Annotated in this window: 12 protein-coding genes; 6 read left to right on the top strand and 6 right to left on the bottom strand. The window is 72.0% G+C overall.

Going from position 1 to position 13980, the window contains the following annotated elements; genetic code table 11:
• Positions 1-2 precede the first annotated feature (2 nt).
• A complete protein-coding gene (locus RAN62_RS16305) occupies positions 3-923 on the bottom strand; it encodes a siderophore-interacting protein (RefSeq protein WP_305785499.1) in 921 nt (306 codons plus the stop codon).
• A 98-nt stretch (positions 924-1021) separates the two neighbouring features.
• Between RAN62_RS16305 and RAN62_RS16300 the strand changes: the two genes are divergently transcribed.
• Positions 1022-1969 (top strand): DUF6879 family protein, encoded by a 948-nt coding sequence (locus RAN62_RS16300; RefSeq protein ID WP_305785498.1) that lies wholly within the window; start codon positions 1022-1024, stop codon positions 1967-1969.
• Here the strand turns inward: RAN62_RS16300 and RAN62_RS16295 are convergent.
• The 3 genes from RAN62_RS16295 to RAN62_RS16285 are packed head-to-tail and all read right to left on the bottom strand — an operon-like array spanning position 1939 to position 3673.
• The gene (locus RAN62_RS16295; RefSeq protein WP_305785497.1) at positions 1939-2421 is read right to left on the bottom strand and encodes an SRPBCC family protein; all 483 of its coding nucleotides are present in this window, start codon (positions 2419-2421) and stop codon (positions 1939-1941) included. The genes RAN62_RS16300 and RAN62_RS16295 overlap by 31 nt on opposite strands.
• The gene (locus tag RAN62_RS16290; protein ID WP_305785496.1) at positions 2421-2732 is read right to left on the bottom strand and encodes an ArsR/SmtB family transcription factor; all 312 of its coding nucleotides are present in this window, start codon (positions 2730-2732) and stop codon (positions 2421-2423) included. Before RAN62_RS16290 ends, RAN62_RS16295 begins: the two co-directional genes overlap by 1 nt.
• A gap of 11 nt (positions 2733-2743) precedes the next feature.
• Entirely contained in the window at positions 2744-3673 is a 930-nt protein-coding gene (locus RAN62_RS16285; RefSeq protein WP_305785495.1) for an AraC family transcriptional regulator, read from the bottom strand.
• An 86-nt stretch (positions 3674-3759) separates the two neighbouring features.
• Between RAN62_RS16285 and RAN62_RS16280 the strand changes: the two genes are divergently transcribed.
• The 5 genes from RAN62_RS16280 to RAN62_RS16260 all read left to right on the top strand — a co-directional run bounded on the left by RAN62_RS16280 (position 3760) and on the right by RAN62_RS16260 (position 10615).
• Complete coding sequence (locus tag RAN62_RS16280; protein ID WP_305785494.1) at positions 3760-4737, top strand: quinone oxidoreductase family protein; 978 nt, start codon at positions 3760-3762, stop codon at positions 4735-4737.
• Positions 4738-4828: 91 nt separating this feature from the next.
• Complete coding sequence (locus RAN62_RS16275) at positions 4829-7858, top strand: efflux RND transporter permease subunit (protein ID WP_305785493.1); 3030 nt, start codon at positions 4829-4831, stop codon at positions 7856-7858.
• A 5-nt stretch (positions 7859-7863) separates the two neighbouring features.
• Positions 7864-8997: a sensor histidine kinase gene (locus RAN62_RS16270; protein ID WP_305785492.1), complete on the top strand. Its 1134-nt coding sequence runs from the start codon at positions 7864-7866 to the stop codon at positions 8995-8997.
• Positions 8994-9653, top strand: coding sequence for a response regulator (locus tag RAN62_RS16265; RefSeq protein ID WP_305785491.1), 660 nt, complete (start codon positions 8994-8996; stop codon positions 9651-9653). The genes RAN62_RS16270 and RAN62_RS16265 overlap by 4 nt, the downstream gene beginning before the upstream one ends.
• Complete coding sequence (locus RAN62_RS16260; protein WP_305785755.1) at positions 9653-10615, top strand: phosphotransferase; 963 nt, start codon at positions 9653-9655, stop codon at positions 10613-10615. Before RAN62_RS16265 ends, RAN62_RS16260 begins: the two co-directional genes overlap by 1 nt.
• A 95-nt stretch (positions 10616-10710) precedes the next feature.
• On the opposite strand, the gene RAN62_RS16255 is transcribed toward RAN62_RS16260, so the two are convergent.
• Positions 10711-12456 carry a right-handed parallel beta-helix repeat-containing protein gene (locus RAN62_RS16255; RefSeq protein ID WP_305785490.1) on the bottom strand — a complete coding sequence of 582 codons (1746 nt, stop codon included), beginning with the start codon at positions 12454-12456 and terminating at the stop codon, positions 10711-10713.
• Between the two features lie 64 nt (positions 12457-12520).
• Positions 12521-13291: an NYN domain-containing protein gene (locus RAN62_RS16250; RefSeq protein ID WP_305785489.1), complete on the bottom strand. Its 771-nt coding sequence runs from the start codon at positions 13289-13291 to the stop codon at positions 12521-12523.
• Between the last annotated feature and the right edge of the window lie 689 nt (positions 13292-13980).

Raw genomic sequence — 13980 nt, 5'->3', positions numbered from 1 at the left:
GGTCAGTTGGCTTCCGCCTTGCCCGCGCGCCAGTAACCCATGAAGGCGACCGAGCGCCGGTCCACCCCGCACTCGGCCACGAGGTGGCGGCGCAGCGTCCGGATGACGGCGGCCTCGCCGGCCAGCCAGGCGTAGAACGAGCTGGTGTCGGTGAGCGGCTCCGGGACCTCCCAGAGCAGGTCGTGGTCGACGTCGATGTCCTCGAGCTCCCCGGCGGGTCCGGCGGGACGCTCACCGAAGAAGCCCCGGGTGGCCCGGCGCACCGCGGGGATCAGCTTGTCGCCCTGCGCGGCGCCGTTGCGGGGCAACCACGTCACCCGTACGCCGGGCGGCGCCACCAGGTCGAGCAGGTCGCCCGACTCGGGCACTTCCAGCAGCGCCTCGCCCTTCGCGTCCGGCGCCAGCCGCTCCAGGATCGAGGCGATCGCCGGGACGGCCGTCTCGTCGCCGCCCAGCAGCAGGCAGCCGGTGTGCGCCGGCGGCCGGAAGTCGATGCCGCCGTGCTCGCCGGCGAAGTCCGCGTTCGGCCCCAGCACGCACATCTGCGCCCCGGGCGCCGCCGTCTCGGCCCACGCCGACGCGGGCCCGGTGGCGCCGTGCAGCACCATGTCGATGTCGATCTCGTGGGCGGCGGGGCGCACGGCCCGGATCGTGTAGGTCCGGATCGGGTTGCGCAGCTCGTCCGGCAGCGCCCGCCACTCGGTGTACCACTCGGGGCCGGTCGGCACGTGCGCCAGCCCGGCGCCGGGCAGCGGCGGGATCAGCTTGATGCGCTGGTCGTACCCGTTGTCGGCGAAGCGGTCGACGCCCGGCCCGGTGAGCGTCACCCGCACGAAGCTCGGGCTGAGCCGCCGCACGCGCCGCACCTCGGTCATGAAGAACCGCCACGGCTGCGTGGTCACGCGTTCGACGGTCTGGGTCATGACGATCCTCCGGGGGGTGGCTGCCAGGTGAGGCTAACCTAACATGCCACCCCGGATGCGATGCTGAACCCGGTCACGCATTGATCGGGGGGAATGCCATGAGCGGCTCGCTCGCGCGCAAGATCGGATGGACCCTGCTCACCGGTTTCGTCGGCTTCACCGGCTCGAACGTGCTCGACGACGTCCTCGAGGCCAGCCTGGCCGATCAGCTGATCATCACGGTGGTGGCCGGCGGTGTCGCGCTGCTGGTGCAGTACCTGCTCGAGGTGGCCGAGTCCGAGCGGGCCGGCCGGGCGGAGATCGCCGGCCTGGGCGACACGGTCCGGCGGGGCTTCGCGAGCGTGAACGAGGCCACCGAGCTGGTCGCCGAGATCGGCCGCTCCGCCGTCGATCACGACGTGCTGGAGGCGCTGCTGCACCGGGCGGCGCGGATCACCGGCGACGCCTCCCCGCTCGTACGGCTGGTGGCCGGCAGTGAGACCCGGCGGCTGACCGAGACGCTGCAGGCGCTCGCGGCCGGGCAGGAGGTCTTCTACGACGGTGAGGACCGGGAGTTCCTGCTGACCCTCGCCCGCGGCACCACCCGGTCGCTGGACGCGATCTGCTGGGCGATGAACGCGCAGGGCGAGGGCTCCGGCACCGGCTTCTGGCTCAGCGACCTGGGCGCCCGCTATCTGGATCTGCAGCGGGCCGCCGTGCGCCGGGGCGTCGTCGTCCGGCGGATCTTCATCGTCGAGTCCGCCGGCCTGACCCCCGGCACCGAGCTGAGCCGCATCGTCGCGATGCAGCGCAGCGCCGGGATTCAGGTCCGGCTGCTGGACCGCCCGGAGGAGGCGGCCCAGGACGGCGGCGTCTCCGACTATCTGGTCTTCGACGGCGAGCTCGGCTATGTGAGCACGCCGGTCACCCGCCGGGAGGTGTCCGCCGCGCCGTGGCAACTCACCACCCGGCTGCTGCTCGACGCCCGGATCGTCGGCAACCGGGAGCACCGCTTCGCCGAGCTGTGGGAGAGCGCTCAGGCGGTGCCGAGCACGTCGTCGATCTGACCCATGGCGAGGCGCATGCCCTCCTCCATGCCCATCTTGACCAGCTGCTCGAGGTGCTCGGCGTCGGTGAAGTGGGAGACCGTGGTCATCCGGGTGCCGTCGCCCGCGGCCTCGAGGGAGACGACCATCCGGGTGACGCCCAGCTTGTCCGTCGGCTCGCCGTGCTGGTCGCCGAAGCCGTCCTCGAACTCCAGGCGGTGCGGGGCGTCGATCGCGGTGATGCGCCACCAGCCGTGGGCTTTGGTGCCGTCCGGGCCGGTCATGTAGTAGCGCGACTCGCCGCCGACCGTGAACTCGTGGCGGTCGAAGGTGGCCGGCCACGTCGGCGGGCCCCACCAGCGCTCGAGCTGGCGCGGGTCCTCCCAGACCTGCCAGACCCGGCCGACCGGCGCCGGGAACTCGGCGACGAACGTGAGGGTCAGGTTCTCGACGTCCTTGTGCGAGGTGACCATCAGCTTCCTTCCTGAAGAATGCGGTCGATGCCTTGTACGCGGTGGCGCCACAGCTCCTCGTACGCGTCCAGGAGCGCGGCCGCCCGCCGCATCGCGGTGAGATCGGCCCGCACGATCTGCTCCCGGCCCCGCCGCTGCTTGACCACCAGCGAGGCGCTTTCGAGGACCGCGACGTGCTTCTGCACCGCGGCGAAACTCATCGGATAGCCCCGGGCGAGCGCCGACACCGACTGCTCCTCCCGGATCACCCGCGTGAGGATGTCGCGTCGCGTGGCGTCCGCCAGCGCATGAAAGACGCGATCTACAACCATGTGGTTGTACGTTAGTCGCGACCGGCCCGGGAGGCAACCCGGTATCGCCCGGGAGTGTCGCCGTGCGAGCGCGCGAAGGCCCGGCTGAACGCGGGCACGGACTGATAGCCGACGGCGGCCGCCACGACCTCGACGGGCTGGTCGGTCGTGCGCAGCCGGGTCGCGGCGAGATCCATGCGCCACTGCGTGAGGTACGCGCCGGGGCTCTGCCCGATCGCCGCCGGGAACCGCCGCGACAGCGTCGCCCGGGACACCGCGATCGCCGAGGCCAGCGTCGCCGTCGTCCACGGCCGGGCCGGCTCGGCGTGGATGCGCTCCATGGCCCGCCGCACCAGCGGGTCGCCGAACATGCCGAGCCACGTGCCCTGCCGGCCGGCCGCGGCGCCGGGCAGCCACGCGCGCAGCAGCTGGATCAGCATGATGTCGACGAGGCTGTTGAGCACCGCGGCGGTCGCGATCTGCGGGGAGGCCAGCTCGCGCCCGAGCATCCGGACCGTGTCGCCGAATCCCGCGCCGCACAGCTCGGCGCGGATGTGCAGCAGGGCCGGGAGGGCGTCGAGCACCTGGGTGCGTACGGCATGGTCGCAGTCGTAGTGGATCGTCACGATCCAGGTGTGCGCGGGGCCCGACCCGGCCCGCACGGCCTCGCCCGTCGCCTGCGCGCGCGCCACCGCGTCGGCGTCGCACGGTCCCGCCGCGATCCCGGGCGCGCTGCCCAGCACGTGCGGGGTCTCGGCGGGCAGGAAGACGACGTCGCCCTCGGCCAGGCGCAGCGGCTCGTGACCCGGGACGGTGACCCACGCGCTGCCCGCCGTGACGGCGTGCAGGGCCGCGCCCGGATAGTCGTCCACCGCGACGGCCCAGTCGCCGCCCGCCTCCAGCCGCGCCCCCAGGGCACCCCGGACTCCCGACACGCTGAGCACATCGCCGACCAGATCCACGCCCGTACGCTATCTGAGGCAGACGAGTAATCAACTGCGTCAGAGGAGCATCGACTGCCGCATCCGGAGCGTCCTACGGTTCTGTCATGACCACGATGAAAGCCCTCGTCGCGACGGACTACGGGCAGCCCGAGCAGCTCACGGTGGCCGAGCTGCCCGTGCCCCGGCCCGGCCCCGGCCAGCTCCAGCTGCGGGTCGCCGCCGCGTCGATCAACCCGCCGGACACGTACGCCATCACCGGCGCCTTCGGCCGGGTGCTCGAGTTCCCGTACGTCCCCGGCACCGACTTCGCCGGCACGGTGACCGAGACCGGGCCCGGCGTCACCGCCTACCGCGTCGGCGACGAGGTGTTCGGTCACGCCCTGCCCCGCTCCCTGCGCGCCGCGACCGCCGGCGCGGCCCGGCCGTCGCTGAGCACCGGCGCCCTGGCCGAATACGTCGTGCTCGAGGCGGACACCCCGAAGGTGGCCCACCGCCCGCCGTCCCTCCCCGCCGACCAGGCCGCCGCCCTGGTCATCCCGGGCAGCACCGCGCTCGTGCTCCGGGCCGTCGCCGCGGTCCAGCCGGGGGAGAAGATCCTCGTCATCGGGGCCACCGGCGCGACCGGCCTCACGACGCTGCCGCTGCTCGCCGCGGCGAAGGCCGACATCACCGCCACGGCCGCCACCGAGGCCGGCGGGGAGCTGCTGCGCGGCCTGGGCGCCGACCGGATCATCGGCCACGACCCGGAGGGCTATCCGACCGGCGTCGACGTCGTCCTCAACCTGATCCTGCCGGAGGACCGGCTCGCGGCGGCGGCACGGACGTTGCGCCCCGGCGGCCGCTTCCTCACGATCATCTTTCCGCCGCCGGAGCCCGCGAAGCTCGGTCGCGACGACGTGGAGCTGCACTTCATCCTGGACACCGACGGGAAGCTCGGCAGCATGGCCACGGTCGCCGAGGGCGCGATCTCCGGCGAGCTGGCGACCCCGATCGCCCGCCGCTACCGCCTCGACGACGCCGTGCGGGCAGTCGTGGAGCACGCGCGCCACCATCCCCTGGGGAAGATCGTCGTCCAGCCGTAGTAGCGGAGCGCCCAGCTACCACGGCTGCGGTAGCCGGGCTGCCTCCCGCTGGACGACGCGGCGGGGGCGGTGCGGGCCCGAGGCTGTCAGCATGTCTTTGCTGTCCAGGATCAGCCTGGCCAACCGGAAACTGGTCGCCCTGATCGCCGTCCTCGTGGTCGCCCTCGGGGTGTACGCGACCGCGGCGCTCAAGCAGCAGCTGCTGCCCGACCTGTCCTTCCCGGCCGTCACCGTGGTGGCGCAGTACCCGGGCGCCGCCCCCGAGGTGGTGGAGCAGCAGGTCGCCGTCCCGCTCGAGGGCGCGGTCAACAACCTCGACGGCGTCGAGTCGATGACCTCCACCTCGCAGCAGGGCTCGGCCACGGTGCTGCTGCGGTTCGACTTCGACGCCGACCTGGACGCCGCGGCCGACGACGTGTCCGCCGCGGTCGCGAAGCTGGCGAGCACCCTGCCCTCCGGCGTCGACCCGCAGGTCGTCACGGGCAGCACCGGCGACCTGCCCACGATGGTGCTGGCCGCCACCGGGGCGGGTGACGGCGACCGCCTGCGCGACACGGTCGTGCCCGAGCTGGAGGCGATCGACGGCGTCAACGAGGTGACGCTCACCGGCACGCGCGAGCAGATCGTGACCGTGACGCCGAAGGCAGGCGCCCCGGTGCAGAGCCTGACCGCCGCGCTGCAGTCGCTCGGCGGCACCGCGGCGGCCGGCTCGATCACGAGCGACGGCAAGGATCTCAGCCTCGCGGTGGGCCGCGCGGTGACCTCTCTCGATCAGGTGCGCAACCTGTGGGTCGCCCCGGGCCGGCAGCTCAAGGACGTCGCCACGGCCACGCTCACCGACGCCCCGGCGACCTCGATCACGCGCACCGACGGCGAGCCCAGCCTCGGCCTGTCGATCACCATGGATCACGGCGGCAGCGCGGCGTCCATCTCCGACGCCGTGCGCGACAAGCTGCCCGGGCTGCAGGGCGACGGCCTGCGGCTGACGGTCGTCTCGGACAGCGGCCCGCAGGTCAAGGACTCGGTGAACGGGCTGCTCGAGGAGGGCCTGCTCGGCCTGGTCATGGCCGTCATCGTGATCCTGCTCTTCCTGCGCTCGGCGCGGTCGACGCTGGTCACGGCGGTGTCCATCCCGCTGTCGCTGCTGATCGCCCTGACCGTCGTGTGGACGCAGGACTACTCGCTCAACATCCTGACCCTGGGCGGCCTGACCATCGCGGTGGGCCGGGTGGTGGACGACTCCATCGTCGTCCTGGAGAACATCAAACGCCATCTCGGGTACGGGGAGGAGCGCGGCCGGGCGATCATCACCGCCGTCCGCGAGGTGTCCACCGCGGTCACGTCGTCCACGCTGACCACCGTGGCCGTGTTCCTGCCGATCGCGCTCGTGAGCGGCTTCGTCGGCGAGCTGTTCGGACCGTTCTCGATCACGGTGACCGTGGCGATGATCGCGTCGCTGCTCGTGTCGCTGACCGTGGTGCCCGCGCTGGCGTACTGGTTCCTGCGCACGCCGAAGGACGCCGCCGGCGTGCCCCCGGAGGTCTACCGCGAGCGGGTCGAGGCCGAGGAGCGCCGGGGCCGGCTGCAGCGCGTGTATCTGCCGGTCATCACGTGGTCGGTGCGACGCCGCAAGACGGTCCTCTTCGTCGCCGCGCTGCTGCTGGTGGCCACGGCGGGTATGGCGACCGCGCTCAGGACGAGCTTCCTGGGCGACTCGGGGCAGGACAGCGTCAGCGCGACCCAGACCCTGCCGGCCGGCTCGGACCTGGCGACGACGGACGCGGCGGCGGCGAAGGTCGAGCAGGTGCTCGGCACGGTCGCGGGCGTCGAGTCGTACCAGGTCGTGATCGGCTCCTCCGGCGGTTTCCTCGGCGGTGGCGGGGGCGCGAACACCGTCACCTACACGGTCAATCTCGCCGAGGACGCGGACGCCGCGACCGTCGAGGACGCGATCGCGGAGAAGACCACCGGTCTCTCCTTCTCCGACGGGGGCGGCGGACTCGGGAGCAGTGACATCGCGGTGTCGGTCACCGCGGACGACGACGAGACGCTGCGGGCGGCCACGTCGCAGATCCAGCAGGCGCTGACGCAGGTGCCCGAGGTCACGGACGTCAGCAGCGACCTGACCGAGAGCTCACCACAGATCAGCATCGTGGCCGAGGGCGAGCAGGCCGCCGAGTACGGGCTCAGCGACATGACCATCGTCGGAGCGCTGCGCCAGGCGACGGCGGGCACCACCGCCACGCAGGTCACCATCGACGGCACCAGTCACGACGTCGTCGTCCGCACCGGCGCGGCCGCCCCGGACAGCCTGGCCGAGGTCAAGGCGCTCAAGGTGCCCACCGCGGCGGGACCGGTCCGGCTGGACCAGGTCGCCACGGTCACCCTGGTGAACGGGCCCGTGCAGCGCACCCGCGCCGACGGCGAGCGGACGAACACGGTCACCGCCACGCCGGTGGGCGAGGACACGGGCGCGGCCGGCACCGCGGTCGCGGACAAGCTGGCGTCGCTGTCCCTTCCGGCCGGGGCCGCGTACGAGACCGGTGGTGTCACCGCCGACCAGAACGAAGCGTTCTCGCAGCTCTTCCTCGCGATGGGCGCCGCGATCGCGCTGGTGTTCCTCATCCTGGTCGGCGTGTTCCGCAGCATCCGGCAGACGCTGATCCTGCTCGTGTCGATCCCGTTCGCCTTCGTCGGCGCGGTCGCGCTGCTGCTCGTGACCGGCACTCCGCTCGGCGTCGCGGCGCTCATCGGCATCCTCATGCTGATCGGCATCGTGGTCACCAACGCGATCGTGCTCATGGACCTGATCAACCAGTACCGCGAGCGCGGGGCGACCGTGGCCGAGGCCGTCGTCGAGGGCGGCCTGCGGCGGCTGCGCCCGATCCTCATGACCGCGCTGGCGACCGTCTTCGCGCTGCTCCCGATGGCGCTCGGCCTCACCGGGGCGGGCGGGTTCATCTCCCAGCCGCTCGCGGTCGTGGTCATCGGCGGGCTAGTCAGCTCCACGCTGCTGACGCTGGTGCTGATCCCGGTGCTCTACACGATGGTGGAGTCGCGGCGGGCACCCCGCGTGCAGCCGGATCCGGTGCCGGAGCGTGAGCTGCAGCCCGTACCGTGATCGGCATGCGGACACGGTGGCTGCTGGCGGCCGACGTCGCGGGCGCCGTCGCTCTGGCCGGGGCGGGCATCGCGGCCGTCATGGTCGCGGGCCGGCCGAACGAGGCGCCCACGCCGATCGCGCTGCTCACCACGATCCTCGCCGCCCTGCTCCTGGCCGGGCGGCGGTTCGCCCCGGTGCCGGCGCTCGGGACCGGGGTGGTCGTCGCGGCCGGCTGCCTGCTCGCCGGGTGGGTGCCCGGGCTGCTCGTGTTCGTGATCCCGTTCCTGCTCTACCTGGTGGCGGCGACCGCGGCGGACCGGCGGACCGGCTGGACCTACGCGGGGGTCTGCACCGTCGTCCTCTACGCCTGTGCGCTGATCGGGCTGGAGGGCGGCTGGCTGCACCCGCCGATGCTGCTGATCGCGGCGTGGACGGCGATGTCGGGCGGGTTCGGGGACGCGGCGCGCAGCCGGCGGGCGTACATCGCGGCCGTCGAGGAACGGGCCCGGCGCGCCGAGCAGACCCGCGAGGAGGAGGCCGAGCGCCGCGTCATCCAGGAGCGCCTGCGCATCGCCCGCGAGCTGCACGACGTCGTCGCCCACCACATCGCCGTCATCAACATGCAGGCCGGCGGGGCGACCCGGGTGCTCGAGCGGCGGCCGGACCAGGCGCGCACGGCGCTCGCGTACATCGGGAAGGCCTGCGACACGGTCCTCAAGGAGCTGGCGTCGGTGGTGGGCGTGCTGCGGCAGTCCGACGACCCGGACGCGGCGACCGAGCCGACGCCGGGGCTGGTCCGGCTGCCGCAGTTGCTCGACGACGTGCGCGCCGCCGGGTTGCGGGTCGACTACGCGGCGAGCGGCACGCCGCGCGAGCTGCCCGCGGTGGTGGACCTGGCGGCGTACCGGATCGTGCAGGAGGGCCTGACCAACGCCCACAAGTACGGCACGGGGCACGCCGCCCTGGTGGTGGGCTGGACCCCGTCCGTCCTCTCCGTGGACGTGCGCAACGAGATCGCGCCGGGCCGCCCGTCCGGCGCCGGGAACGGCCTGGTCGGCATGCGCGAGCGGGCCGCCGCCGCCGACGGCACCCTGACCGCCGACGCTGACGGCGACACCTTCGTCGTGCATGCCGACCTGCCCCTGGGGGACGTGTGACCATTCGTGTGCTGCTGGCTGACGACCAGGCGCTGATCCGGGCGGGGTACCGGATGATCCTCGAGTCGGAGCCGGACATTGTGATCGTCGGCGAGGCCGTCGACGGGCGCGAGGCGGTCGACCAGGCCCGCACCGCCCGTGCCGACGTCGTGCTCATGGACATCCGCATGCCCGGCATGGACGGCATCGAGGCCACCCGCCGCATCGCCGCCGACGACGACCTGGCCGGCGTCCGGGTGCTCGTGCTCACCACCTTCGAGGACGACGACAATGTCATGCTCGCGGTCCGCGCCGGCGCGAGCGGCTTCCTCGGCAAGGGCGCCGGCCCCGACGACCTCGTCCGCGCCGTGCGCACCGTGGCCGCCGGCGACGCCATGCTCTCCCCGCGCGCGGCCCGCGGCCTCATGGACCACCTCCGCGCCCGCCCCGAGCCCGAGGCCGCCACCCCCGAGTCGCTGGCCACCCTCACCCAGCGCGAGCGTGAGGTGCTGACCCTGGTCGCCCACGGCCTCTCCAACGACACGATCGCCGAGCGCCTCTTCCTCTCCCCGCTGACCGCCAAGACCCACGTCAACCGGGCCATGTCCAAGCTCGGCGTCCGCGACCGGGCCCAGCTGGTCGTGATCGCCTACCAGAGCGGGCTGGTGCGCCCGTGATGCAATACGGGGCTGTGCTGGAGATGCTGTGGGAGTCGCGGGACCCGGGTGCCGTGCTGAAGGAACGATTCGGCTTCGACGACGGCGCGGCCGCTTCGCGCTGGGTCGCGGCCACGCTGGCGGAGCACTGGGGCGTCCGGATCGACGCGGTCGAGCGGATCGTCATGAGCGACGGCAACGCGCTGGCCTGGGTCGCGACACCGTCCGGGCGGATGCTCGCGAAGTGGTCGGTGGCGTCCGCGCTCTTCCCGCACCTGGCGGAGGTGGCGCGGCTCACGGCGTGGCTGGACGGGAAGGGGCTGCCCGTCTCGGCGCCCGTGCCCGCGCGCGACGGACGGCTCCAGGTCGAGACCGGCGGCGTCTCGATCGGTCTGCAGCGGGTGATCGCCGGCGAACTGCTCGACACCGCGGACCCCGTCCAGGTACGCGCGGCCGGCGCCACCCTGGCCCGGTTGCAGGACGCGCTGGCGGTCTATCCCGGCGCCGAGCGGTTCGTGGCGCCCGTGCCGCTGGCGGAGCAGATCACCGGCTGGCTGGACTCGCGGGCCGGGCACCTTCCGGCGGTCGCCCGGGGCACGCTGCGCGCCATGGTGGCCGCCGCGCCGGGCAGGCCGTTGCCGCGTCAGCTCGTCCACTTCGACATCCGCTCGGCCAACATCCTGTGGGCCGGCGGGGAAGTCGCCGCGGTGCTCGACTTCGAGGAGGCGCGGCACGAGCACCGGGTGACCGAGCTGGCCCGGGCGACGGTCCTGCTCGGCACCCGTTACCACGACTGGGGTCCCGTGCCGGCCGAGGTGCATGCCTTGTTCCTCGCCGGCTACGAGTCGGTGCGCCCGCTGGACCCGGCCGAGGCGGAGTGGCTGGCGATCCTGGTGCGGTGGCAGGCCCTGGCCATGGTGCCGCCCGGCGACGACCCGACGGGGTGGGGGCCGGCGGCACTTCGCCTGCTGGGCCGATCCTGAGAGCTGCTGTCCTGGCAACCCCTGGGGCGCCCGGCCGGCCGCCACCGACCGGGCGCCTGCTCACTCCCGGTGACGGGGTGACCCTGAGCCGCCTCTCAGGGGGTGACCACCTTGCCGCCGAAGGTGACGACCAGGCGGCCGTCGGAGGCGAAGGACCAGCCCAGGGCGCCCGTGTACGCCGCGCAGCGCGACCCGTTCGTGCCGGTCCACCACTGGTTCGAGCTGTCCGTGTTGCCGACGATCTTGTCGTTGGTGCCGCTGCTGCCCGTACGGCAGGAGGTGTTGTCCCGGAAGACGGTCGTGCCCGCCTCGAACGTGAAATTGCGCTCGGTGTTGTCGATCGCGGCATTGTGGGAGAAGGTCATCGAGCCCGGGTTGCGGTTGTAGGTGAACCCGTGCTTGCCGTCCTTGTACGCGATGTTGCGCCGGATCACATGATTGACCGCGATGTCCTCGCCGCCGAGCTTGAAGCCGTTGCGGTCGCCGTTGGCGTTGACGGTTCCGTTGCTGAGGGTGCCGTTGCTGTAGGACAGGGAGTCCTCGATCGTCACCGCGCCGATCGGCCCGGTCTCGGTCTTGGTGTAGAGATCCCAGCCGTCGTCGATGTTGTTGTGCGACACGGCATAGCGGAAGACATTCCCGCCGCCGACCGTCAGTTTGGCGGCGAAACCGTCCGCGTCCTCGCCGTCGGAGTCCGCGTTGTCGTGCGACTCGGCGCTGAGGACGAGATTGTTGGCCGGCCATTGACCGCTCGGCGTGTCCGAGGCGATCCGCGACAACTGGAGACCGCTGTCGCGGTTGAAGCGGGTGATCGTACGCTCGATGATGTTGTTGCTGCCCCCGACGAAGATGCCGTTGTCGCCGGCGCGCTCGACCACCAGCCCGGTCAGGTGCCAGTAATTGGCGTTCAGGGCCAGCCCGCGATTCGCCGGGTCCTCGCTCTGCGCCGAGAAATTGAGCACCGGCGTCTCACCGGGATAGGCGGTCAGATTCTTGAGGGCGCCGGCCGTGCCGTTGTTGCCGGGCGCGATGGTGAGCGTCTGCGCCAGGCTGTACGTACCGCCGCGCAGATAGACCGTGCCGCCGGCCGCGACCCGCGTGATCGCCGCGCCGATGCTGGTCGGCGCCGCCTGCGTCCCGGCCGCGCCGGCACTGCCGTTCGGGGCGGCGTAGATCGTCCCGCTCGCCGGGGGAGGGGTGCTCGGGTTGCTCGGGGGCGGCGTCGTGGGCTCGGCGGACCCGCCGGTCGACACCGTCACGTCGTCGAAACCGGCTGTCGAGTACGCGGTCTGCAGTCCGATGCGCCCCGACGCGGCGACCGAGCTCGTCGCCGAGCCGACCGGCGTCCCGTCGACGCTGCCGGTGATCGTGGAGCCGCTGACGGCCAGACTGAGCGTGTACCAGGTGCCCGGGGCGACCGTGCGCGACGCGCTTCCGAGGACGGTGACGTTGCCGCTGTTGACGGCCTGGAGCTGCACCTGGTTGCCGGGCAGCAGCGCCAGCCGGTAGAAGGTCGTCGAGCTCTTGGCCCGGGCGAGCAGTCCGGCGAAGCCGTTGCCACCGAGCGACAGCGGCTTGACCCGGGCCGACAGCGTGTAGTCGGTCCACGCCGTGTCGCCGGCGAAGTCGCGGGCGTTCTCGCTGGTCGCGTTGGTCTGCCGGAGGGTCTGCGAGCCGTCGGCGGTGACCGTCCAGGTGCCGCCGGACTTCGACCAGCCGGAGGCGCCGGACTCGAAGTCGGCGGTGAAGACGGTGGCCGCCTGGGCCTGGGTCACCGCGACGGCGGTGAGAACGGCCGCCGCGCCGAGAACGAGGGCGGCCTTGCGGGTGCGGAAGGGCATGTTCGCACCCTGTCACCGCACATTGATGCAAATCAATGACAACAATGTGCAGATTTGTTGCATCTCACCGGCGGCGCTTGTCCCGCACCCAGACGACCTTGCCGCCTTTGCCTTCCGCGGATTCGCGGCGCTCGGTGTCGAACAGATCGGTGGCGGTGACGAGCAGGCCCAGCTTGGCGTATCCGTACGTGCGCGGGTCGAAGTCCGACTGCTGTTTCGTGATGAGCTGGCCCACGGTGGCGAGCCGGGCCCAGCCGTCCTCGCCGGACGCGTTCTCCATGGCCCGGCGCAGCAGATTCACGAGCGCGCTGTCGGCCCGCAACTGCTCGCGCGTACGGGCTCCGGCCGCCGGCGCCTCGGTCTCGGCCGGCACGATCTCGGCCACCGGGGCGCGCAGATTCTCGGTGTAGATGAACTTGTCGCACGCGGCCACGAACGGTTTCGGCGTCTTGCGCTCGCCGAATCCGTACACGATGAGTCCCGACTCCCGGATGCGCGACGCGAGCCGGGTGAAATCGCTGTCGCTGGACACGATGCAGAACCCGTCGAACCGCCCCGAGTAGAGCAGATCCATCGCATCGATGATCATGGCGGCGTCGGTGGCATTCTTGCCGGACGTGTACGCGAACTGCTGAATGGGCTGGATCGACTGCGCCAGCAACTGGTCCTTCCACCCGCGCAGCCCGGTGCCCGTCCAGTCGCCGTAGGCCCGCTTGACGTGCGCGGTCCCGTAGTTGGCGATCTCGGCCAGCAACCCGTCCACGATCGCCGGCTGCGCGTTGTCCGCGTCGATCAGCACCGCCAGCCGCGCCGACGTCTCCGTCCCCGTACTCATCGGCGCAGCTTACGGCCTAACCAGGGAATGGCCGCGACGTGGTGGTCTTGCTGACGCGTGTGCTTACCGTGTGATCCGCTGTCTCTCATCCGACAGTCGCCTCCGGGCTTGCGGCGTAGCGTCACAAGGACGGTCGTGGGAGAGGAGTGGGTAATGCGCTCCTCTTTACTTGGTTCGTTGGTCCCAGCGCTGTACTTCGCCGAGAACCAACTGCAAGGTTATTCGAGCGGCGGACGGCTGGCGCGTTGCCCGGACTGTTCTTGGCGCATGTTCCTTGAGCACCTGTCGGACTCGACCGGCTGCCGGAGTCCGGGGCATATTGGCAAGAGTTTCTTCGTCGAGAATGGTCCGGTACGAGTGCGTTGCTTCGCCGAAGGTAGATGCCGCAACGAGTCGGTGACCGTCGATTACGTTCAAGGACGGCACACTGAGGCCGACTTCCGCTGTGTCCTGCACCGGGTGGAGGCTTGATTGGTCTCGCCCGGTGATGCCGTAGCTGATCTCCCGCTTCGCTTTAAGGTTGTCAACGCCTTGCCCGCGGCCTTCCTCGCATGTCTGATTTCCGCGCTGATCCTGGCCGGTGCACCAGGCCGAGCTCCGGAATTCGGCAATCTGGTCGAGCAAGCGCGGCGATGGGGTTGGTGGGGTGCCGCTGCGGGAGCGGTGGTCGTTGCGGTGGCGGCTCTGTT

Source organism: Symbioplanes lichenis, assembly GCF_030709675.1.
GTDB classification, from domain to species: Bacteria; Actinomycetota; Actinomycetes; order Mycobacteriales; family Micromonosporaceae; genus Actinoplanes; species Actinoplanes lichenis.
The sequence above is the reverse complement of the archived record's forward strand: the minus strand, read 5'-3'. Positions and strand labels throughout refer to the sequence as shown.